Annotated in this window: 19 protein-coding genes and 1 tRNA gene; 11 read left to right on the forward strand and 9 right to left on the reverse strand. The window is 61.4% G+C overall.

All coding sequences use genetic code 11. The features are described from left to right. The 4 genes from X756_RS146695 (at window position 1) to X756_RS0134860 (ending at window position 5,498) form a co-directional block, all read left to right on the forward strand. Complete coding sequence (locus X756_RS146695) at window positions 1-984, forward strand: trypsin-like peptidase domain-containing protein (RefSeq protein ID WP_023730574.1); 984 nt, start codon at window positions 1-3, stop codon at window positions 982-984. Window positions 985-1,288: 304 nt separating this feature from the next. After that, window positions 1,289-2,419, forward strand: coding sequence for a hypothetical protein (locus X756_RS146690; RefSeq protein ID WP_156941398.1), 1,131 nt, complete (start codon window positions 1,289-1,291; stop codon window positions 2,417-2,419). Next, complete coding sequence (locus tag X756_RS146685; protein ID WP_023730576.1) at window positions 2,416-5,112, forward strand: DNA/RNA non-specific endonuclease; 2,697 nt, start codon at window positions 2,416-2,418, stop codon at window positions 5,110-5,112. The genes X756_RS146690 and X756_RS146685 overlap by 4 nt, the downstream gene beginning before the upstream one ends. 113 nt (window positions 5,113-5,225) lie before the next feature. Further along, entirely contained in the window at window positions 5,226-5,498 is a 273-nt protein-coding gene (locus X756_RS0134860; RefSeq protein WP_023730577.1) for a hypothetical protein, read from the forward strand. Window positions 5,499-5,662: 164 nt separating this feature from the next. On the opposite strand, the gene X756_RS146680 is transcribed toward X756_RS0134860, so the two are convergent. The 3 genes from X756_RS146680 to X756_RS146670 form a co-directional block, all read right to left on the reverse strand. Then, the gene (locus X756_RS146680; RefSeq protein ID WP_023730578.1) at window positions 5,663-6,556 is read right to left on the reverse strand and encodes a hypothetical protein; all 894 of its coding nucleotides are present in this window, start codon (window positions 6,554-6,556) and stop codon (window positions 5,663-5,665) included. Between the two features lie 613 nt (window positions 6,557-7,169). Further along, a tRNA-Val gene (locus X756_RS146675) sits at window positions 7,170-7,244 on the reverse strand. Window positions 7,245-7,371: 127 nt separating this feature from the next. Next, window positions 7,372-8,055 (reverse strand): phosphoglycolate phosphatase, encoded by a 684-nt coding sequence (locus X756_RS146670; protein ID WP_023691328.1) that lies wholly within the window; start codon window positions 8,053-8,055, stop codon window positions 7,372-7,374. Window positions 8,056-8,210: 155 nt separating this feature from the next. Here X756_RS146670 and rpiA point away from each other — a divergent pair, with 155 nt between their 5' ends. The 3 genes from rpiA (at window position 8,211) to gor (ending at window position 11,062) form a co-directional block, all read left to right on the forward strand. After that, on the forward strand, window positions 8,211-8,942 hold the full coding sequence (rpiA, locus tag X756_RS146665) for a ribose-5-phosphate isomerase RpiA (RefSeq protein ID WP_023730579.1): 732 nt from the start codon (window positions 8,211-8,213) through the stop codon (window positions 8,940-8,942). Then, window positions 8,929-9,546, forward strand: a complete 618-nt coding sequence (locus tag X756_RS146660) for a DUF2059 domain-containing protein (protein ID WP_023668979.1) — start codon at window positions 8,929-8,931, stop codon at window positions 9,544-9,546. Before rpiA ends, X756_RS146660 begins: the two co-directional genes overlap by 14 nt. 124 nt (window positions 9,547-9,670) lie before the next feature. Further along, window positions 9,671-11,062: a glutathione-disulfide reductase gene (gor, locus tag X756_RS146655; RefSeq protein ID WP_023730580.1), complete on the forward strand. Its 1,392-nt coding sequence runs from the start codon at window positions 9,671-9,673 to the stop codon at window positions 11,060-11,062. A 73-nt stretch (window positions 11,063-11,135) separates the two neighbouring features. On the opposite strand, the gene mgtE is transcribed toward gor, so the two are convergent. Next, on the reverse strand, window positions 11,136-12,503 hold the full coding sequence (gene mgtE / locus X756_RS146650; RefSeq protein WP_023696129.1) for a magnesium transporter: 1,368 nt from the start codon (window positions 12,501-12,503) through the stop codon (window positions 11,136-11,138). A gap of 289 nt (window positions 12,504-12,792) precedes the next feature. Next, window positions 12,793-14,679, reverse strand: coding sequence for an ABC transporter ATP-binding protein/permease (locus X756_RS146645; protein WP_023730581.1), 1,887 nt, complete (start codon window positions 14,677-14,679; stop codon window positions 12,793-12,795). A gap of 601 nt (window positions 14,680-15,280) precedes the next feature. On the opposite strand from X756_RS146645, the gene X756_RS146640 reads away from it, so the two are divergent. Continuing rightward, window positions 15,281-15,715, forward strand: coding sequence for a hypothetical protein (locus X756_RS146640; protein ID WP_023730582.1), 435 nt, complete (start codon window positions 15,281-15,283; stop codon window positions 15,713-15,715). 6 nt (window positions 15,716-15,721) lie between these two features. Here the strand turns inward: X756_RS146640 and X756_RS146635 are convergent, their stop codons facing one another. After that, window positions 15,722-16,402 carry a DsbA family protein gene (locus X756_RS146635; protein ID WP_023730583.1) on the reverse strand — a complete coding sequence of 227 codons (681 nt, stop codon included), beginning with the start codon at window positions 16,400-16,402 and terminating at the stop codon, window positions 15,722-15,724. Between the two features lie 49 nt (window positions 16,403-16,451). Further along, on the reverse strand, window positions 16,452-18,272 hold the full coding sequence (locus tag X756_RS146630) for an extracellular solute-binding protein (protein ID WP_023730584.1): 1,821 nt from the start codon (window positions 18,270-18,272) through the stop codon (window positions 16,452-16,454). Window positions 18,273-18,532: 260 nt separating this feature from the next. Between X756_RS146630 and X756_RS146625 the strand changes: the two genes are divergently transcribed. Continuing rightward, window positions 18,533-19,156, forward strand: a complete 624-nt coding sequence (locus X756_RS146625; protein WP_023730585.1) for an invasion associated locus B family protein — start codon at window positions 18,533-18,535, stop codon at window positions 19,154-19,156. An 81-nt stretch (window positions 19,157-19,237) separates the two neighbouring features. Here the strand turns inward: X756_RS146625 and hspQ are convergent, their stop codons facing one another. Then, window positions 19,238-19,561, reverse strand: a complete 324-nt coding sequence (gene hspQ / locus X756_RS146620; RefSeq protein WP_023668971.1) for a heat shock protein HspQ — start codon at window positions 19,559-19,561, stop codon at window positions 19,238-19,240. Between the two features lie 224 nt (window positions 19,562-19,785). Here hspQ and X756_RS146615 point away from each other — a divergent pair, with 224 nt between their 5' ends. Further along, a complete protein-coding gene (locus tag X756_RS146615; RefSeq protein ID WP_023730586.1) occupies window positions 19,786-20,748 on the forward strand; it encodes an AEC family transporter in 963 nt (320 codons plus the stop codon). On the opposite strand, the gene X756_RS146610 is transcribed toward X756_RS146615, so the two are convergent. Then, window positions 20,725-21,936, reverse strand: a complete 1,212-nt coding sequence (locus X756_RS146610) for a UbiH/UbiF family hydroxylase (protein WP_023730587.1) — start codon at window positions 21,934-21,936, stop codon at window positions 20,725-20,727. The genes X756_RS146615 and X756_RS146610 overlap by 24 nt on opposite strands. 95 nt (window positions 21,937-22,031) lie before the next feature. Between X756_RS146610 and X756_RS146605 the strand changes: the two genes are divergently transcribed. Beyond that, complete coding sequence (locus tag X756_RS146605; RefSeq protein WP_023691318.1) at window positions 22,032-22,919, forward strand: DUF2182 domain-containing protein; 888 nt, start codon at window positions 22,032-22,034, stop codon at window positions 22,917-22,919. Window positions 22,920-22,927 lie beyond the last annotated feature (8 nt).

Below are 22,927 nucleotides of genomic sequence, written 5' to 3' on the forward strand. Positions count from 1 at the left end.
ATGACCGAATGGACGCAATCCGAACTGAACAGTCTCAACCGCATCCTTGCCAACCTCTACCCGATGATCGGCGACGGCGTGCGTGTTGCCAAAGGTGTCGGTCTTTCGACTGCCCAGATCGCCTTTGACAACAAGGCGATCAACAACTGGTTTGCGATTGTCCAGCGCGCAAAGCAGGAGACCAGGGCCGATGACCTCGTCGCCTTTGCACTCGATGAGAATCCCGGCGACCAAGCACTGCTGCAGGCAAAGCAGCACGCCCCGCCGCCGCCGGTCGAAGGCCCCGCGACCGCCAATTGGAGCGGCGCGACGGCGCCGGCCCAGCTCGAAAAAATCCTTGGCGACAAGAGCACGCTGGTGCCGATCAGCTATCTCGAACTCGGCCTTGTCAGGGCAAGATCGGTGGTGCGCATCAAGCGTGCGGATGGCAGCTCCGGCACCGGCTTCATGACCACCGGCGGGATACTGATCACCAACAACCATGTCTTGCCTGACGACGCTTCATTGGCGGGCACGGTGGTCCAGTTCAACTATCAGCGCACCGTTACCGGGCTCGACGCGCCGCTCGACCAGTTCGACATCGACACCGCCGTGCCTCTTCGTACCTCCAAGGACAATGATTGGTCAGCCGTCCGCATCAAGGGCGACGCCTCCAAATGGGGCGAGTTGGAATTGAAACCCATGACCGTCAAGGCCGGTGACCATGTCAACATCATCCAGCATCCGGGCGGCGCGCAAAAGCAGATTTCGTTCGTCGCCAATGTCGTGGCCTTCGTCGGCGGCGGCCGCGTCCAGTATCTCACCGACACCCTGCCGGGTTCGTCGGGCTCGCCGGTCTTCGACACCGACTGGAACCTGATTGCGCTGCATCACAGCGGAGGCTGGCTCACCGAGCCCAACGCGCCTACCAAAAGCACATATTATCGCAACGAGGGCATTGCGATCGACACCATCATCCAGGACCTCGCGGCCAAGCCTGTGTAGATGGTGAGCTATGCAGACCGATGGCGCAGCTCGATGCGCGGCGATTTGGGACTACGGCATGTAAATTTTTTCGGATGTGACGGTTCATAACGCCAGACACCAAACACCAGGGAGTTCAGAGATCAGCGCCTATTTCGACCTCAGGCTTCAACTGGCTGATCTCTACCCATTGCCTCCCGATTGGTTGCAGGTAACCAAGGACGCTGGAATCGTCGCTGGCGCCATCAACCTCCAGGGGGCGGCGCTTACAGTCTGGTTCAACATCCTTGACTATGCGTTGACCAATAAACTGTCGCAGGCGCTTATGACTGCCGTCGTGGCGCAAAATCCGCAGTGCGCGGCCCGGTTCAAGGCCTATCTGGACGAACTCGCCGCGGGCCAGAAACCGACGGCCGAGTTGCCCGGCCTGACGACCGACGATCGGGTCAACACCGCGCTCGCAGGCTTCAACGCCGTCAACCAGCAGTCCAAGGACATTCAGGCCACGCTTGCCGCCGACAACGGCCTCACCAATGTCACCAGCCAGATCGATGTCCTCAAGACCTACAAGGACCTGCATGACCATCTGCAGAGTTTTCAATACGGCATCGGCAGCTTCCAGAACCTGCTGGTCGCCGCCCGGGACATGGGGGCCGACCTGGAGCAGGTCCGCGTCATGCGCAATTTCCTCAAAATATTGAAGCTCTTCTGTGTCTCGATCGGAGAGTCGGTCATGGAGCTGCCGGCGGGGCCAGCGCTTCACGATATCGAGCAGGCCTGGCTCGACGACCTCAAGGCGGCTGCGATCAAGTTGCAGGCTGCCATCGATAACAAGTCTCCGGACGCCTACGACGCGCTTTTTGACGTGCGCACCGTGCTGCGCGTCGTGCCCTCGCGGCTCAACCAGCAGATTTTCGTCACGGCAAAGAACCTGCCCTTCGGACTTTTGGCCACCGGTCTAGATACGATAGCCGGCAAACTTCCTGCAGAAGAGCCGTCCGTGCCCTTGATCAAGGCCGCGCATGACGCGATCATGGTGCTGTCGTCGACCATCTATGCGCGCGTCGTCGAGCATAAGCTCTGGCAGGACGTCGACAACAAGCTGGCCAGCCTCACCGACATGATCGAGCCGATAGAAGAGGGCGCCGCGGCGGACAAGTCGCTGCCGTTCCAGTTTTCGCCACTGTGGCGAAACCTGGAAGTGAAGGTCAAGGTTCTTGCCGATCTCGATCCCAATGGTGCCTGGCGAACGACGCTCGCCGACTACTCCACCGACGTCAACGACCAGCTGTCGCGCGAAACCGTCGACACCGCCTTCATCCTTGCCTTCGAAGCCTATCGGGACGAGGCCCAGCAACGCTTCGTCCAGGTCGATCTGGCGCTGAAAACGGAATGCGCCTCGATCGTCCGCGTCAGCACGCCTTTGCATAAGATCATTGAGGACCTGGGGCCATGAGCGATGAACTTGCGACAGGCACGGAGACCGAAACTCCGGCCGATTTTATTTCGCTGAGCGACATCCGGATCGCACATCTCGAGCTGATGCGCATCGCCAGCAGCAATGAAGCCGTCGACCCATCGATGAGCCGAAACGACAAGGCCGGCGCCGAGACGACGGAAGCCAGCATCGACAACACGGCCCCCGACGCGCAGGCCATCCGCGACTTCCTGGCCAAGGCACGGCGCGCCGGCAGCACCATCGCGCGGGAATCCGACCGGCGCGCGGCGCAGCGCATACTCGATTATTGGTCCGCCGAACTGGTCACGCGGCCGGGCATCACCTCAGCCGACGTCAGCCCGGCGCGTCTAGCGCCCTTCGCAGGCAGTGGCGGCCTCCAAACAGCCGAGCCAATTGCCGTCGCGGTCGACTCCGAATCCGCATCGCGTGAAATCACCGATTCGGGGGACATTGCCATCGCCGTTCCCGAACCGGTTGCCGTCGTGACCAAGGACAGTGCCGTATCCGGCGACGGCTTCGCATCCGACGACGAACTGAGTTCGGACGAGCTGATCGAGCGCTTTCGCATCCGCGTTGCCGCCCAGGCCCGGCAATGGAAGAACACCGGCTATCCCGGCTATCTCCTGCGCGGCGAAGCGCTGAAGGAGGCGGCGGAGCTGCCGCAGGGGCCTGATATTGCCGAGTTCGTCGAGGCGAGCGCCAAGGCGGAGACGGAGAGGAAAACGCGCGAACGTCGCAAGACACTGCTGACCTTGGTGTTCGCCGCGCTTGGGATAATACTCGCAGCAGTGACCTATTTCGCTTATGCCCAGAGAAACGAAGCTCTCGATGCGCGCTCGATTGCCGACAAGGCGCTGCTTCAAGCAGAGGAATCAGCGAACAGGCTCGCGACGCTCAACATAGCCCTTAGCGAGGCCCTTAAAGAGACAAAAAGTGCGCGCGAGCAGGCCGAGGCCGCGTTTGACGTCGCGCGGAAGAGTGTCGATGACGCCGCCAAAAGGCTCGCCGAGCAGCAAGCCGTGCAGGGCACCTTGCGGTCGGCGACCGTGCTGGTGATCACACAGCTCAAACTTGAAAAAATGGCCATCGACGAGCTGACTCCCAGTCTGCGGCAGGCCGTGCTTGTGGAATTGGCTGATCAGGTCAGGAGCGGCGAGGTCGTTCTCGCCCAGTTGCCGGCACCGCTGCAGAGTGCACTCGAACCGCTGCTCGGCAAAGTTACGGACAACTTGCCCAGCGGCCTTACGGGATACAACATCGATTTTATCCAGGCCAAAATCGGTTTGCCCAGGCTAACCGGCGATTTGGCGAGCGACGTCGGCCTGTCGGCGCCGCTGGCCTACTTCAACTATTCGTTGGTCATGGACCGAAGTCACCGCATGGCCATCTATTCAGCGGTCAATCTGGACCGCTCGCAAAGAGTGAGCCTCCAGATCACCGGCAGCGGATTGCGGTACGATGTCCGCCAACCGACTTCAGTGCAGCCGGATCTCAACTGGTATCTTGGCCAAAATCGAAGCTGGCTGCCGGCGCGTTTGGCAAGCGCAAATGACATTGCGTGGGGTCCCGAATTCGCAGGTGATCCGGCCGCGGCAGCGCTCAAACTGGCGCAATATACCCGTATCTTGCCGAACACGATGCCGCAGGCGCGTGAATTCTATCGGCTCAGGTGGACGCGGCTCGAAAGCTGGGTGGGCACGCAACATAATCCACTGGCCAACCGGGTGATCATTTTCAGCGGTCCGGTCTTCCGGCCTGCGGACCAGCCGATCGGCGGCGTGCCGGCCCCCTACGCCTATTGGAAACTCGCCGTTTCTTCCGTGCCGGCTGCCGCTAAGGGAGAGGTGAGGGAGCCCGAATTCGTCGTCGACGCGTTCTTCATTCCAGCCGACGCAATAGGCGAATTCGATCCCGAGCGATACCGGCTCCCGGTTGCCGAGCTTGAAAAGCGCACCAGTCTGAATTTCGGCACGCTCATCGAATGGACGGATTCAGTGAAGAACCCCGGCCCGGATGGAACCGCGGCAGACGCGTTGGCGGGCCGCGTCAAGCTGCTCGACAGCGCCGACGGCGCCAGCGATGCGCTGCGCGATGAATTGATTGCCGTCCTCGGCAATCCGGACCTGCCGGCACCTGAACGGCGCAAGGTCGTGGCGGCTCTCGTCGAGATGGCCGGCCTCCGACACATGACCGGACTGACGCCTGCCGGGCGCAGCAACGTGCTTGAGACCTTGCTCAGCGTTCCGCCCGACCTGTGGAGCCGCCCGGATTGGCTGCCTGTGCTTGCCGCCGCGCGCCGCGCCGTCGCGGATCTCCATATGTCCGAGGTCGATGGGCATGCAATCATCGACGATCAGGACCGCGAAGCCCTCAACACGTTGAAGGACCGGCTGCATATCCAGCGGAGCCCGCAGACGGTTTACGTCCAGTTCGCCGGCATGACACGCGAGGACGCCCAGGCGCTCTCCGCCAAGATGCGGGCCTTGGGCTGGAATATTCCAAGCCCTGGTGAAGAACGGGTCGCCGCTGCGGCCGGCAAAAACGAGGTTCGCTACAATCCCGACAGCGACGCCGACCACCGCGCCGCCGAACTGCTGGCCGCCGACCTTACCGCTGCCGGCCAAGCGGTGACCATAAAGGCAGTCCCCGTTATCGGCGCCAACACGCTGGAGATCTGGATCAGCATATAGCAGCGGCAGAAAGCACGGGCTGCCGGAAGAAAATCTGGTTCGTCAAAAAGCCGTGATGCAGCGCTTCAAAATAACGGCGATAATACGGGCCGGTTTCACTCTGGCGGTTTACCATGCGCACACGCCACGCCGTCATGCTTGCACTTGCAGCGCTTTCCATTCCTGCCGTCTCTATGCCGCTGCAGAAAGCCAGCGCGCTGGAGCCTGAAAAATACACGGTCTATTGCGCCAACGACCACATCGAGGTTTCGTTCTGGGATCTCGAGCAGATGAAGGTGCGCAACGGCTCCGATGTCTGCCAGTTCCAGAGCTATACGAGCTACTCAAGCGCCTTGAATTTTGCCCAGAAGAATTTTGGTGGGGAAGGGGCGGACTGCAGCTGTTAGCTTTTTTTGGCGTGCGATTTGGGGCGCCGACACCGACTCCTGACTCATACCGGATAAGGCTGCGTCAATCGCATCCACAACTGGGGAATCAACCTTCGTTCAGCCTCCGTCTTTTCATCTCGCCGGCATTTCGCCGTTTTCTTAACCATGCCAAGAGACTTCGGTCACCGCGCGATTGGCCTCCAATAATTACGCAAAAGCTCATTGCAGGTTGTCGGAGGGAGATCGATTTTTCCAAAAGTCACCGCCTCTGGTCCGAGCGAAGTTTGAATTTCCTCGGAGATGAGAAAGCGGTTCGCGTCTGAGATACCTATGCTGGTGCCAAGGACAAGCGACTTCTTTTTTCCCTTCTCTGGAAGAGTCAGCAGCTCAAGGTTCATGGTCCCATACGAAAACCCAAGATAAATCACCTGTTCGGCCTCTGCGATGAGGCCGTGAATTCTGGCCATCATCTCCTCGTCTTCCACGCGCTCGGTGAAAGTTCGAATCTGTTTGGCAATCTCTAAAAGCTCGGTTGAATGTGGTTCGGCGCCGAATTTAACCTGGCCGTTTGGTTGCCACGGTAGCCTGCCGACCTGACCGTAGGGATGGATGACGGTCAGCTTGTTGACGGCTTTCTGCGCTTCCTGCTCCGAGATGAGCAGGTAGTTTTGCAAGGCCTTTTCCAAATAGAGTTCGATACACCGGTCGTAGTTGAAGGTGATAAAGCTCACATTGTCGAAAAGCGTGTCAGTGGCCTTCGCCTGGGCATTTTCCAAAAGCATTTTGACGAAGGTTGAATGCCAGCTCTCTTTGATTGAGTCGTAATTCAATTTGCCATCCCGATCTTTGTCGCCGCGAAGGCTAGAAGCCCGTTCGGCCTCTAGGATGCAGACGGCAATCCCGAGGTTGCCCATGAAGACGATGTGTTCGTCATGGGAATGGGTGTGCATGAAGTTATCAATCGAAATAGCTTGCGGCATGGCGGCTTTGATGGCTCGGCCAGCGCGCCACCAAGGGTTAGAATCTCGTATTTCCAGCTTCTTGATATGCTCTTGGACAGCCCAATAAACAGCCAAATTTCCTTCTTTCGGATTGAACCCGTCCGGGAAGGTAAAGCCCAGCGCCTTGCCGATGCGCCCTTAAGCGCATCTCCCATCGGCAAATCAACTTCTGCGCTGGCGCCAGCACCAACAATGAAGACAGTTTTCTTCTTAAACATGGTCACCCGAACCGCTTAGGCGCAATCGCCGCACTCGGTGGCACCGGTTTAATAGGGTCACAGGTTTTTGCCTAGGCAAGCGCCGGGTTTCTCGCAAGATTCAGACGAAGAGGCTCCGGCCTATCGTGAAGCTTACGGCACATTTGTGCTCGATGATGAGGTTAAACGGAGTAACCGAATGGGATACCGCCACCCAGATTGGTCATCGTCGGCCGGGCACCACGGAGACATACATGCCGATGATCCGGCGTGCCTTAAGTGTGCCGCTAAGGCGCTCAATAAGCTGGTAGCGGCGGTAGCAAATGAGCTTCCCGCGTGGGCAAGCGGGACCACTATCCGGACCGGCTAACCGGTGGAACGGGTGGGGCCGGTATGACGCCATGCCGGAGGGTTTTCGGTTTGCGCGCCAATGACTGGCGCTCACTCCATGGCGGCTGATTAAATTATCTAGGGATTCCAAGCAGATTGAATGGTGGGCGATGCAGGGATTGAACCTGCGACCCCACCCGTGTGAAGGGTGTGCTCTCCCGCTGAGCTAATCGCCCGCTCGTTGCCCGAAGGCCAAGCGAGCCGCGATATAAGGGAGGCAGGGTTGTGAAGTCAAGGCGATGCGCCCGCCTTCTATGCCTGAAATAGGCGAGGGCAGGCGCTGCCCGCAATCGCCCGTTTCGCTCAGCCGGCCGCAGCTGCAATCAGCCGTTCCGCCAGGTCGAGCGTCAGCGCGTCGAAATGCGAAATCACCGCCGACGGCTCGAATTCTCTGACATGGCGGTCGGTGTAGCCGAAATCGACGGCGACCACCGGAATGCCGGCGGCCTTGGCGGTGTCGATGTCGGTCTGCGAATCGCCGACCATCAGCGCATGATGCGGATCGCCGCCGGCGAGCCGGATGGTCTCGGTCAGATGGCGCGGGTCGGGCTTGCGGAAGGCGAACGTGTCCTGGCCGGCGATCGCGGCGAAATGCTTTGTCAGGCCGAGCGCCTCGATCAGCGCTTTCGAATTCGCCTCATATTTGTTGGTGCAGATGGCGAGCAGATAGCCGGCCTTCTCGAAGCGGGCGATGGCTTCGACGACACCAGGGTAGGGGCGCGACTTGCCGGGGATGTTGAGTGTGTAGTGGTCGAGGAACACCTTCAGCAGCCTGTCGTGCTCCTCCACCGCCAGCGATTTCTGCTGCGCGGTATGCGCGCGCTCGATCATCACCCGTCCGCCCTGGCCGACAAAACGCCGGAAGCCGGCCTCGTCGACAGCGGCAAGCTCGCTGGCGGCAAGGCTGTGGTTGAGGCTGTCGAGCAGATCCGGCGCCGTGTCGATCAGCGTCCCGTCGAGGTCGAACACGATGATCGGTTGGGTCATGGCCTGTCCTGTGGCTGATGCATTGCAGGCACGCGATAGCGGCTGCGCTTCTTTCAGGCAAGCCGGTGCGAGCCAAAGTCTTTGACCCTGCGGGCAAAAGTGCTAGGAGCGCGCATCCAGAAAAATCAGAACCAAGCCAAACCCCTGGGGCGAGCATGGATGCGAGGCAGTTGAAAGTCGAGGCCGCGCGGGCAGCCCTTGCCCATGTCAGCGACGGCATGCGCATCGGCATCGGCACCGGGACGACGGCCGACGAATTCGTGCGGCTGCTGGCCGAAAAGATCGCCACCGGCTTGTCCGTCATCGGCGTGCCGACGTCGGAGCGCACCGCAGCCCTTTGCCGCGAACTTGGCGTGCCGCTGTCGACGCTTGAGGAAACGCCCGAGCTCGACCTTACCGTCGACGGCGCCGACGAGATCGACGCGGCGCTGACACTGATCAAGGGCGGCGGCGGCGCGCTGCTGCGCGAGAAGATCGTCGCGGCGGCATCTCAGCGCATGATCGTCATTGCCGATCGCTCGAAGATGGTCGACACCCTTGGCCGGTTTCCCTTGCCGATCGAAGTCAACCAATTCGGCCTGTGCGCGACCGAAATCGCGGTCGCGGCAGCGGCCAAAAGTCTCGACCTTTCCGGCCCGGTTACATTGAGGATGACGGGGGGCCAGCCTTTTGTTACAGACGGCGGCCATTTTATCCTCGATGCATCTTTTGGCCGCATTCCGGATACAAGAGCGCTTTCTAATGCTCTCCATGCCATTCCTGGTGTGGTCGAGCATGGTCTTTTCATCGGGCTGGCGTCAGCGGCCATCATCGCCGGCGGCGACGGCATCCAAACAGTCCATGCCGCCCGAAAACCAGGGAGTTCTACCGATCATGATGTTGCATAACCGGGTTCGCAATCTTTGCGCCGTTCTGGCGGCTTCGGCCGTTTTCGCCTTCTCTTCCCCGGCGTTCTCGCAGGAGATCACGGAATCGCATCTGAAGGCGGCACGGGCGGCGGTCACGGCAATCCACGCGACCGACTCGTTCGACAACATCCTGCCGCAAGCGGCGGCCTCGCTCGAGCAGCAGCTCATCCAGAAGAACCCTGATATGCAGGAGCTGATCGGCAAGACCGTCAGCGAAAAGGCACTGGCGCTGGCCTCGCGCCGTGCCGATCTGGAGAAGGAAGCAGCGCTCGCCTATGCCAAGGTGTTCTCCGAGAAGGATCTCACCGACATCGCCGCCTTCTACAATTCCGATGCCGGCAAGAAGCTGCTCGACAACGGCCCCAACGTGACGCGCGAACTGGTCAAGGCCGCCGACATCTGGCAGAACGGCCTGGCGCGCGATCTCGCCCAGCAGGTCGGCGAAACGCTGGCAGCCGCCGCGAAGGCCGCTGCTCCGGCCGCGCCTGCGCCGGATAACGCAACTGCCCCCGCCGATGGCGCTGCACCTGCCGACGGCGATGCGCCCGCAGACGGTGACCAGCCGGAAGCGCCGAAGAACTAAGAGGTCTGATTTCGCCACCGGCATCCTTGCCGCTGGACCAGAAAGCCCGGTGGAAACCGGGCTTTTCTTTTGGCCTCATGCGGCCTACCTGTCTCAAACATTTCTTGAGGCAAGGAACAGCAGCATGGCCGGTTACGACTACGATCTCTTCGTCATCGGCGGCGGCTCCGGCGGGGTGAGGGCGGCGCGCGTGGCGGCAGCGCTCGGCAAGCGTGTCGGCATCGCCGAGGAATACCGCTATGGCGGCACCTGCGTCATCCGTGGCTGCGTGCCGAAAAAACTCTATGTCTATGCCTCGCAATTTCCCGAGCATTTTGCCGACGCCGCCGGCTATGGCTGGACGGTGCCGGAGGCGAGCTTCGACTGGCCGACGCTGGTCGCCAACAAGGACCGCGAGATCGCCCGTCTGGAAGCGATCTACGAAAAGAACGTGAAAGGCGCCGGCGGCGAGACGTTCCACTCGCGCGCCATGCTGGTCGACCCGCATGTCGTGCATCTCCTGGGCGATGACCGCACCGTCACCGCCGACCAGATCCTGATCGCCACCGGCGGCCGGCCGGCGCCGCACCCGGCGCTGCCCGGTCACGAGCATTGCATCTTTTCCAATGAGGTTTTCGACCTCAAGCAACTGCCGAAGGCGATCATGATCGAGGGCGGCGGCTACATCGCCGTCGAATTCGCCAATATCTTCCATGGCTTGGGCGTCGACACCAAGCTGGTCTATCGCGGCAAGGAGATACTGTCGCGCTTCGACATGGACCTGCGGCGCATGCTGCACGAAACCATGGAAAAGAAGGGGATCAAGATCCTCTGCCACGCCGTGTCGGAATGGGTCCGCAAGCGGCCGGACGGCAGGCTGGATGCGTCGGTCACCGGCGGCAAGGTGCTGACAGTCGACCAGGTCATGCTCGCCATCGGCCGCCTCCCCAACACTGAGAATATGGGCCTGGAAGGCGTCGGCATCGAACTCGGCAAAACCGGCGCCATCGTTGTCGACGAATATTCCCGCACCAACATCGACAACATCTGGGCGATCGGCGACGTCACCAACCGCGTGCAGTTGACACCGGTGGCGATCCACGAGGCCATGTGTTTCATTGAGACCGCATTCAAAGGCAATCCGACCGCGCCCGACCACGACACCATCCCGACCGCCGTCTTCTCACAGCCGGAGATCGGCACCGTCGGGCTGTCCGAGGACGATGCCGTCAAGCGCTACTCCGATATCGAAATCTACCGCGCCACATTCCGGCCGATGCGGCACACGCTGTCGGGCCGCGACGAAAGGATGCTGACGAAGCTGGTGGTCGATGGCGCCACGCGAAAAGTGCTCGGCGCGCACATCCTCGGGCCGGACGCCGGCGAGATGGCGCAGTTGCTCGGCATTCCGCTGAAGGCCGGCGTCACCAAGGATGATTTCGACCGCACCATGGCCGTCCACCCGACGGCAGCGGAGGAACTGGTCACCATGTACAAGCCTACCTACCGCGTGAAGAACGGCGTGCGGGTCGATTGACGCCCGCGCGCTCGATCTTGAAGAACCCCCCATGGCAGCCGCTGTTGCCACCGAGATGGGAGCCTGAAGCTTATTACAACAAAGTGCCGCGCAGGATGACCAGCGCCACCGAGAAATAGATCACCAGGCCGGTGACATCGACCAGCGTGGCGACGAACGGCGCCGAGGCGCTCGCCGGATCGAAGCCGATCCGTTTCAGCGCGAACGGCAGCATCGACCCCGACAGCGAGCCGAAGGTGACGATGCCGACGAGTGCTGCCCCCACGGTCGCCGCGATCAGCGGCCAATGCGGCCCATAATCGTAGAAGCCCATATATTGCCAGAGCGCGATGCGGCAGATGCCGACCACGCCAAGCATGGCGCCGAGCACGAAGCCGGTGGGCAATTCGCGCAACGCCACCCGCCACCAGTCGCGAAGGCCGATCTCGCGCAGCGCCAGCGCGCGAATGACGAGCGAGGTCGCCTGCGAACCGGAATTGCCGCCCGAGCTCATGATCAGCGGGATGAACAGAGTGAGCACGATCGCTTTTTGCAGTTCGCCTTCATAGCTTTGCATGGCATTGGCGGTCAGCATCTCCGAGATGAACAGCGCGCACAGCCAGCCGCCGCGCTTCTTGATCATGGCGAGAAAGCTCATCTTCATGTAGGGCTCGTCGAGCGCCTCCATGCCGCCGAAGCGATGCGCGTCCTCGGTCGTCTCCTCGATCATGGTGTCGATGATGTCGTCGATGGTGACGATGCCGAGGATCTTGCCATGGTCGACGACGGGAACCGCGAGCAGGTCATATTTGGAGATCGTCTGCGCCAGTGTCTCGCGATCGGTCAGCGGCGTCACCGTCACCGGGGCGCGATCCGGCGCCACCGACAGGATCGGATCGTCCGGCTCGCCGGTGATCAGCCGGCGCAGGCCGGTCGAGCGCACCAGCACATGCGTGTCTGGATCGACGATGTAGATGGCGTAGACGGTCTCCCGCGTCCGCTCCACCTTGCGGATGTAGTCGAGCGTGCGCCCGACGGACCAGTCCGACGGCACGCTGACGAATTCGGTCGTCATGATCGAGGCGGCGCTGCCTTCGGGATAGCCGAGAATGGAAAGCAGCGTTGCCCGCAGCGGCGGGACCAACCCGCCGAGCAGCTCGGAGCGCGTCGGCTCATCCAGCTCTCGCAGGATATCGGCGGCGCGGTCGACCGACATGGCGGTCAGCAGCTTGCACGCCTTGGCGCGCGGCAGCGCCTCGGCCAGATCGGAGGCGCCGTCGAGTTCAGGCTGGTCGAAGATCTCGACCAGCCGCTCGAACGGCATTTCGCAAAGCAGTTCTATCGCGGTATCGCGAGCTTCCCGGTTCAGGGCCTCGACGACATCGGCGACGTGATCATTGGCAAGGATACGCGCGATAGCGACGGCATCGTCGCCCGCTACGACGGGGGTAAATTCGTTCATGGCTCACTCCTTGCCGTCCGGCGGGACGTGAGCCGTTAGAGGTCACATCGAGGCGGACGGCGGTTGCGTTCGACTACTGTCGCCAGGCATGGCGCGGTGACCTTTCTGCTCGCAGGTTCGAGTTGGAATTCAGCGAGCGGGCGCAACATAGGAGCGCATCTTGGCGAGTCAATCGCGGGGGTGGCGGAAAACAGCCGGGAGCCGGCCCAATCGCGAGACTGTGATGATTATTGAAGGGGGAGGAGCGAGTGCCCCGCCGCCAGTGGCGGAACGCGCTTCGGCGTGGCTGCTATTTCTGCTTCAGCCGGCGTGAAAAACGCATCCATTTGTCCTCGACCGGCCGCGGCTGCGTAAGGATGGTGGTGAGCTCGCGCGGAAGGTTCGGAACAAGCGGCCTCTTGGTGGCGACGCCGTCGGCGATCGCGACCACGCTATGGTAGAATTCCTCGCCCGAGGCCGAACGTGGCGGCACCGCCTCATGCATGATGCTGATCACCGTGACATCGGGACAGTTGTCCTTGATGGCCTGGTGGAAGGCGATCTTGCCATCCGGATCGAGCGCGCCGGTCGCTTCGTCGAGGAACAACAGTCCCGGTTGCTGCAGCACGATGCGGGCCACAACCAGCTTCTGCTTCTGGCCGCCGGACAGCAGCTGGTCCCAGATCTTTCCCTCGCGGCTTTCATCGGCCATGTGTTCGATGAAATCGCCAAGGCCGGCCTTGTGCAGGGCTGCCGCGACCTGCGCATCGCCATAGTCGTCCTCGGAGCCGGGCAGGCACACCAGCTGCTTCAGCGACACCTGCTGCAGCTTGACCTCCTGGGCGGCATAGAAGCTCCTCACACCGTCAGGGAAGACGATGGTGCCGCGGCCATAAGGCCACAAGCCGTTGATCGCCTTGATCAGCGAAGTCTTGCCGCAGCCGGATTCGCCCTTGAGGAATGCCCACTCGCCGCGCCGAAAGCGCAGATTGGCTGCGCTCAGGAACGGCGTGGCGTCTTCACCCTGATGCGCCAGTTCAAGCTTCTGGATGGTCAGGCCGAAGACCGGGTTCTGGCTGGCATAGTGGAAGTCGGAACGGCCGGTCTGGCTGTAGAATTCCTGCGGCTGTTGGACGTTCTCAATGGCGTGCGCCAACTCGATGACGCGCTGGCTGTTGGCCCGCAAGGTGGCGAGACTCGGCATGACATGGATGAACCAGGAACATTTGCTGATCAGCGCGTTGACCTGCTCGGAACCGGTTATGTAGCCCTTGAGGTCGACGCCGTTGTGGATGAACGGCACCAGACCAGGTCCGTAGGCGACAACTTTGGCCCCGACGAAATTATAGACCGATTCGAATCCCGCATAGAGGGTGTTGACGATGTTGAGCTTCGACCAGGTGGTATCGATATCGAGATAGAGCCGTCCATGTATCGTCTTTTGCACGTCTTCGCCTTGCGACGCCGACACATGGAAACTGCGGCGCAACAAAGTGATCAGCTCGCTGCGATAGGTGCCTTCGGCCTTCTGCATCCTGACGTTGAGCCACTCCAGCATTCCGCCGAGTTTGACCGCGATCCAGGTATTGACCGGCACGTAGATGGCAACCGCCAGCAGAGCGAGGACGGCGCTGCCATAGCTGCCGAGGGCATCCAGGCCTTTTACCTCCACGGAATTCGCCAGCAAAGCGCCGCCGACAAAATAAAGTGAGGTGAAGACGCCGAACACACCTTGGGCAAGCCCGATGGCGCCGCCCGCCATGTCTTTGATGGATTCCTGCACGCGCTGATCGATGTTGTCGGGCGCTGGCGCATCTGGCGAGCCATTCTGGGCGTGGTAGTGCGTATGGTTGGTATCGAGCAGCGCCGCATTGAAACGCGCGTTCAACCAGGCGCGCCATTTGCGATGCAATGTCGCCGATACAAATTTGCAGGCGCCTATGATTCCCATGTCCTTGAACACGACCAGCAGGACAAGCAGGCCGGCATTGGTAAGCACCGATTCAAGGGGCGTGGTATTCGCGGCGTCGTGAAAAAAAGCGATTGAGGCTGCCAGTTCGCCCGCCAACACGGTAAACCAGACGTCCGCCTTGCTCGACAGGGCTATGATGAGTGCGAGGACGACGGTGAGAGCCCAGGCTTCCCTCCACCGGTCCGAGAACCAGTAGGCCCGCATCAGTCCCCAGAAGGTCCGCATCGACGATACTGGCGTCAGGGGCGACGGCCCGGCGGGGGCGTCGCGGTTCCAAAGTGCCGATATTGAACGTCGCGGTCTGTCGACCCGAATCACAATCCCGCCCAAACCTTTTTTAGTTTTGTTACGGATAGTAACACCAATTGATCATTTTCTATGAATTTTATCCCGGCGAATGTGAGGCAGCCCACCCGCCGTTGCCATGAGGCAACAGTCGGTGCTGGGATGCCGCCGTTTCCAGGCCAAATATCCCCTTCATTTCAGTGCTTTGCGAGAACGCTCAGATGTGCGGAAATATTCCCTGAGGGAAGGCTCATACACGGCTTTGTGACCAAAAAGCCTTGCCCATCAGCCGGTTTTCCTGGTGCGCGCTAACCGGATCGGTCGAAAAACTGCCATCGGTGATCGCTCCAAGGCTGCGCGAATCATCTCACAGGCCATCATGTCGGGCACGCAAGATCGCCCTGCACAGCGACTGTTCATGCGTCCGCACGCGCTTTTTAGCTGCAGCTTAACGCCGTTTGACAATCGTGCGCGCTGGAATGAACCTTGCCGGGCACTGTCGGCACCCAGCATATCCGGTTCTTGAACAAGGAAGCTCTCCATGCTTGCACGCGCCGCCGCTCCCGCAATCCTGTCGTTCCTTGCCTGGCTGCCTCTGGCGCATGCCGGCAGCCAGACCATTGCGGCAAGCGCCGAAGGGCAAATCGAGTTCAATGGGCCGTCCGGCAACATCGGCTGCATCTACACGCCGAAGGGCGGCACCAGCACCTACGAGCCACAGGATGGCGGTCCGGAACTGAGCTGTTCGCGCGTCGAGCCCAGCTACGTCACCGTGATCCTTGGGCCGAACGGCCCGGCGACATTGATCAAGAATCCGGGAGAGCAGGGCTGCTGCAGCGATGTCGCGAAGCTGGCCTATGGCAACAGCTGGAGCAAAGGGCCGTTTACCTGCCAGTCGTCAACCAAGGGACTGACCTGCACGGGCAGCAACGGGCATGGCTTCTTCCTCAGCAAAGCCAAGGTGACGGTGAAATAACTTCGGTCAGCCGGCCTTTTCCAGCTCGCCCTTGGCCTTTGCAGCCGCGACCTGGCGGATGGCATCAGTCAGCGTGTCGGCGTCCTGCGCGCCCATGACGGCGTATTTGCCTTCGAGCAGGAAGCACGGCACGCCGGTGATCCCCATCCGCGATGCCGTGGCGATTTCTGTGCGCACCTCCTCGACGTCGGCATCGGTCGGCAACAGCGTTTCGACCACGGCAGCGTCCATGCCTGCCTCGCGGGCGGCATCGACCAGCACGGCGTGGTCGCCAATATTGCCGCCTTCCTCGAAATACAGCTGGAACAGCCGGCGCACGAGCCGGTTCTGCACGGCTTCACCGGCGGCACCGGCCCAGCGGATGACACGATGCGCGTCCAGCGTGTTGGCGGCGACCTTGATGGCGTCGAAAGCGAAATCGATGCCTTCGGCTTCGCCGAGCGGCTCTATGCGGGCATGCATCTGACGGATGCGCTCGTCGCTGCCGAATTTGGCCAGCATGTATTCGCGCCGGTCCTTGCCCTCGAGCGGGATGGTCGGGTCGAGCTGGAACGGCCGCCAGCGCACATGAACCTCAACGTCGCCGGCAGCGGCAATCGCTTTATCCAGCCGCTTCTGGCCGACGAAGCACCAGGGGCAGACGACGTCGGAAACCACGTCGACCGTAATGGAATTGTCATCGCTCATCTTGATCTCCTGCAGCCGAGCGTTTTACCGAGCATGATCTCGGCTACGCTCAGTTCGGCTTGCGCCACCATGTCGGCCATTGATAACCGAATATGGGTGTCTTTTTGGGATGATCCAGGTAATTCCAGTAAGCGAGCCATTGCTGCGCGTTGTACTGCATCGGCACCATGTAATTGCCGGAGATCAGCAATCGGTCGAGCACGCGCACGGCGGCGACATAGTCTTCCTTGGTCCGTGCTCTCAGCATCGCGTCGATCGCCGCGTCGACCGCCGGATCGGCGACGCCGGCCAGATTGAATGAACCTTCTCTTTTGGCCTCTGAAGAACCCCAGCGAAGGTTCTGCTCCATACCGGGAGACAGCGAGTTGCTGAACCCGCTCGACCCGACAAGAACCTCAAAGTCGAAACGCTGCTTGCGCGACTGGATCTGGTCGGCTTCGAGGCTGCGGATGGTCACCGCGATGCCGATCTTTTCCAGCGAGCGCTGATAAATGGCGGCAAAGCGTTCCTCGTCCTGCGAGGCCGTCAGGATCTCGAAACCGAAGGGAGTTCCCTTTGGGTCCAGCAGGACACCATCCCTAACGGCGTAGCCCTGGCTCTTCAGCAGGTCGAACGCCACCTTCATCACCTTGCGGTCCTGGCCGGTGCCGTCATTCACCGGCGGGCGCCAGCTGCCGTCCATGACATCGGCCGGCACGCGGCCGGGGTAGGGCGCCAGCAGCGCCTTTTCCCTGTCGCTGGCGGGATGGCCGAGCGCGGAAAGTTCGGAGTTTTGCCAGTAGCTCATCGTGCGCGTGTACTTGCCGCCGAACAGGTTCTTGTTGGCCCATTCGAAGTCGTAGAGCATGCCGAGCGCGCGCCGCACCTCCGGATTGGAAAACTTCTCCAGTCGCGTGTTGAACAGGAAGCCGGTCACCACGGGCGGTATGCCGGTGTCGAAGGTCTCGGCGATCACCTCGCCGCGATGGAAGGCGGGAAAATCGATATCGCGCTCGCGCTTGACCGGATCGCCCTCATCGTAAATGGCGCAGATGCCTTTCTTGAACGCTTCCGTCTTGGCATTGGCGTTGAGGAAGTACTCGATGGTGATCTGGTCGTAATTGTCGAAGCCGCGCTTGGAAGGGATGTCCTTGCCCCAGTAATTCGGATTGCGCTTGAAGACGATGCGCTGTCCCGGCTGCACCTTGTCGATGGTATAGGGACCGCTGCCGATCACCGGCTTCAGCGTCGTCTTGTCGAAGGTATCCTTGTTGAAGGCGTGCTTTGGGATGATCGGCGTCAGTGCGATGATCAAGGGGGTCTCGCGATTGGCCTTGTCGTTGAAGGTGAAGCGCACGCTGTGATCGCCGGTCTTTTCGAGCTTGGCGATCAGGCTCATGCGGTCCCTGTAGGGCGGGCGGCCCTTGTCGGTGAAGACATCGTAGGTGAACAGCACGTCATCCGGCGTCACCGGCTCGCCGTCGGACCACTTTGCATTTGGGTTGAGATGGAACTCGATCGACTTGCGCTCGGGATCCATATCGGCTGTGTCTGCGAGCAGGCCATAGAGGCTGAAGGCCTCGTCGTAGTTGCGCATCATCAACGGCTCGAAGACGAGATTGCCGAAAATGAGGTCCTGCATGCCGCGCGCCGTGGTGCGCAGGCTCTTCAGGATGAACGGGTTCAGATTGTCGAAGCTGCCGACGACGCAGTAAGTGATGTTGCCGCCCTTGGGCGCATCGGGATTGACGTAGTCGAAATGCTGGTAGTCGGCTGGCAGCGCCGGCTCGCCCTGCATGGCGATGGCATGTTTCGGTTCCGACATCGCCACGCCGGGTGCAAAGGCGAAGAACGAAATTGCGGCGATCAGCCAAACAAGAATGCGGCCCATGACCGTCTCCTTACTGGGCGGCTTGATGATTCGGAGTGCACCCTAACATGGCGCCGCGGCGCTCCGGCCAGATACATCAACCCAAATCGCACGACCCAAATTGCGCGGCCAAGAATTGCAGGCGGCGGGCTGGATTCGGCTGCTCATGCAGTGTAACACGCGCTCCGAAGTCATTCTGTTGCCTCAATTCGGCAACAGGTAGCAGGACCACACGGCGCGAAGAAGCCGGTCCCGGGATCATTTGAGAGGAAATGCACGACATGACGAGCCTGAACAGCAACGCATACCGCCTTTCGGTCATGGCCGCGGGCGTGGTCGGCTTTCTGGGCGCCGGACTTCCCACCGCTTCGGCACAGCAACAGATTCCGCAGGGTTGGTTCAAGGCCTGCACCAAGCAGGAAGATGTCGACATCTGCAATGTCCAGAACATCATCACTGCCGGCAACGGCCAGTTCGTCACCGGGGTTAGCCTGATCGAGTTGAAGGGCAAGGTAAACCGCAAGGTCTTCCAGGTCACGGTTCCCCCAGGTCGCCTGGTGCCCCCCGGCATCGCCCTGCAGATAGACGCCGGCAAGGCGACGAAGCTGGATTATGTCATTTGCTTCGCCGACCGTTGCGTTGCCGAAGTGCCGCTGACCGACGCGCTCGTCGCGTCCTTCAAGAAGGGACAGGCGATCACGCTGACCTCGATCAACTTCCAAAGTCAGCCAAATCCCATCAAGGTTGCCTTGACCGGCTTCAGCGGCGCCTTTGACGGCGCGCCGCTGCAGCAGTCGGACATCGAGGATCGGCAGAAAAAACTTCAGGATTTCGTCGTCAAGAACAACCAGGACTTCGCCAAGAAGCTCAAGGACGAGCAGGCCAAGGCCAAAGCCGCCAACTAATCGCCGGGACAGATACCGGAGCGACAAAAAGCGGGGTCATGCCCCGCTTTTTTGTTGTCGTCACGTCGATGCAAGGTGATGTCAGTGTCTCGACTGGCGTTTTGGCTCATAGCGTCCGTCGGGCCGCTTGTCGAACATCTCACCGATCTGTGGATGCCGGACCGGTTCGCCCGATTGATCCTCGAGCAGGTTCTGCTCGGAGACATAGGCGATGTATTCGGTTTCCGAATTCTCGGCGAGCAGATGGTAGAACGGCTGGTCCTTGCGCGGCCGCACGTCGGCCGGGATGGCTTCGTACCATTCGTCGGTGTTGGCGAATTGCGGATCGACATCGAAAATGATGCCGCGGAACGGAAACAGCCGATGACGAACCACCTGTCCGATCGAAAATTTGGCCGTTTTCATCATACTCACCACTAAGCCTCTAGAGCGCCCGGCGTCCCCTCGAATGTGCGAAGAGCGCTCTAAGACTTTGAATTTACACACACCGTGGCCAAAAATCGAGCCCGACTTAGGTCTGGGATCAGGCTTTATTTGGCGCAGATGGCGTGTCAGTTCAATGCCGAAGCGCTTGACGCCCGATGAAGCTACGGGCTAGCCCGGTCCCGGGGTTTCGGGCCAGGGCAAAAATGTCTGACATTGTCGGTCTTGTTATTCCGTTCTTCGGGCTGATTTTCATCGGCTTTCTGGTCGCGCGCATAACCAGGCAGCCGCTGGAGGCGCTTGGCTGGATGAACACCTTCATCGTCTATGTCGCGCTTCCTGCCCTGTTCTTCCAATTGCTGGCCCGCACGCCGTTCGAACAGTTGACCGAATGGCGCTTCATCTTCGGCTCGGTATTTTCCACCTACACGATCTTCTCGATCATGTTCGTATGGTCGGTGACGGCGTCGCGCGGCGAGATCGCCCAGTCGACGATCAAGGCGCTGGCCGCGGCCTACGGCAATATCGGCTATATGGGGCCGGGGCTGGCGCTGCTCGCCTTCGGCGAACAAGCGGCGGTCCCCGTTGCGCTGATCTTCTGCTTCGAAAATATCATGCATTTCGCCATCGCGCCGATGATGATGGCGCTGTCGGGCGACGACAAGACATCGCCGTGGCGGCTCATCCTCGGCGTAGTCAGGAAAATCGTCCTGCACCCGTTCATCATCGCGACCGCGCTTGGCGTCGGCGCCGCCTATCTCGGCTTTCACCCACCGCAGCCGGTCGATCGCCTGCTCGAATATCTGTCTCGGGCGGCCGCCCCTTGCGCCCTGTTTGCCATGGGCGTGACGCTTGCGCTCCGGCCCCTCAACCGCGTGCCGCATGAGTTGGCGTCGATCGCGGCGCTGAAGCTGATCCTGCATCCATCGCTCTGCTACGTCGTGCTGAGCTGGATCGGGAACTTTTCCGAAATCTGGGTTTTTTCAGCCGTGCTTTTGGCGGCATTACCGACCGCAACCAACGTCTTCGTCATCGCCCAGCAATATGGCGTCTGGGTGCAACGCGCGTCGGCCAGCGTGCTGATCACCACCTGCCTCTCGGTGCTGACGGTGACCGGGCTGCTCTACATGATCCGCCACGGCATCTTACCGCCGGACCTGTTTCCCTGAACCGCCGGTAAGCGCCGCAAAGCCGCTGCCCGGCCTCAAGCCTTCGCGCATGAAAAAGGCGCGCAGCGGCGCGAAACTGCCGAGCACATTGAGGCCGGCGCTGCGTGCCATCTGCGCCGGCAACATGTCCGACAGCAACGACATGTTAAGCAGGTTGACCGCGCCCGAACGCGCCAGAATGTCGGGACGGCGCCTGGAATCATAGGCGGCCAAAGCCCTTGCGGCGCCAGGGTCGCCGCGATTTTCGCGTGCGATTCCAATCAGATCCTCGACGTCCCTGATGCCGAGGTTTAGACCTTGGGCCCCGATCGGCGGGAACACATGTGCAGCCTCGCCGACCAGCGCCACACGGTTTTGCGCGAAGCGCCCCGGTGATGCCGCTGAAAGCGGGTAAATTTGTCGGCCGGGCTCGACCGACACCCGGCCCAGCATCGACTGCATCTGCTGCTCGACACGCTCGGAAAGCGTCGCGTCATCGAGTGCGGCGAGGTCCTTCGCCGCCTCCGGTTTCACCACCCAGACGAGGCTGGAGCGGTTGCCGGGCAGCGGCACCTGGGTGAACGGCCCGGTCTCTGTGTGGAACTCGGTCGAGGTGAAGCCGTGTTCGCTGCGATGGCCAAAATTCAGCACCAGCGCCGCTTGGCGGTAGGATCGCACCGAGGCCACTATGCCTGCCGCCTCGCGCGCCGGCGACAGGCGCCCATCGGCAGCGACCGCAAGCGCGGCCGAGACTTCGCGACCATCAGTCAAGACGGCATGCGCCTGATCGGCGTCCAGACGCCAACTCTCGACCATCGACGTCAGCCATTCGATGCCGGGATGGGCCGCGACGGACTTGGCCAGCGTCGGGTTCAGCGCACTATTGGGCAGGTTGAGCCCGAACTGCTCCTCGCCGATCTCCATGGCGCGAAAAGTCACCACCGGGCTGCGGATCAGCCGGCTGGTCGCATCAACGATGCGCATGACCTTCAGCGGCGCGGCCTTCGGCGCAAGTTCGGCCAGCACGCCCAGCCGATCGAGAACCTTGAGAGCAGGGTTCATCAGCGCCGTGGTCCGGCCATCGGGCCCGCCTGCTTCGGGTCCGACCAGGGTTACCGGAAAGCCCGCCTCGGCGAAACCGAGCGCCGCGATCAGTCCGGCAGGGCCGCTGCCGGCTACCAGTATCCGTGCTGTCTCGCGATGATCCAAATTGGACTTCCAGTTTGCGATGCAGGTGTCTACCCATGGATATAGGTCAGACCATGCGGCTTGATCAACGCGGCGATTAGGCTCATTCGGTTGTCATGACCGGCCAGCAGGACGATTTCAGCCATCTCGACCGCGCCGGCCGCGCCACGGCAAGCCTGGCCCGCAGCCCCCGCCTGACGGTCAACATCGCCATCGCCGGCGGCATTCTGCTCGCCTGGTTCATTCTCGGCGCCATGGCGATCCGCGGCGCCGAAGCCCGGCTCCCCGGCGTACCAGGCGATGTGGTCCTGCGATATCTGCCGCAACTGCCGCTGCCGGATGTCCTCGACCGCTTCTTCGGCATGTGCCTGACGCCCGCACCACTTGATGCCGGCGGCGCACCGGTTCTGGCGCTGATCGTGATGTGGTTTTTGATGGCCGTGGCGACGATGCTGCCGTCGGCGGCGCCGATGATCCGTACCTATTGTGAAATCGCCGACACCGCCCGCATCAAGGGCGAGCCGGTGGCCCATCCGCTGGTCCTGGCTGCCGGCTACCTCTCGACATGGCTTGTCGCCTCTATCGGCTTCGCGGTGCTGACGTTGCTCGTCCACGCATTTACGTCCTCCGCTCGATTGCTCGATCCGGTGAGCGGCCTTGCCGCGGCGGCCGCGCTGCTGGTTGCCGGCCTCTACCAGTTCAGCAGCCTCAAGCAGGCCTGCCTGACAAAATGCCGGAACCCGTTCTCGACACTGTTTTCCAACTGGAGCGCGGAGCCGGGTGGCATCTTCCGGCTAGGGCTGAAGCAGGGCCTGTGGTGCCTCGGCTGCTGCTGGGCGCTGATGCTGGTGATGTTTGCCGTCGGCGCGATGAACGTGTTCTGGATGGCGCTGATCGGCCTGTTCACCTTGATCGAAAAACAGACCACCGGCAGCCTTCCAACCCGAGTGGCCGGTGCGATACTGCTTGTCTGGGTAGTCGCCCTGCTAGTAGTCTCGGCATGACGGGGGAG

This window comes from Mesorhizobium sp. LNJC405B00 (genome assembly GCF_000502615.1).
Lineage (GTDB): Bacteria > Pseudomonadota > Alphaproteobacteria > Rhizobiales > Rhizobiaceae > Mesorhizobium.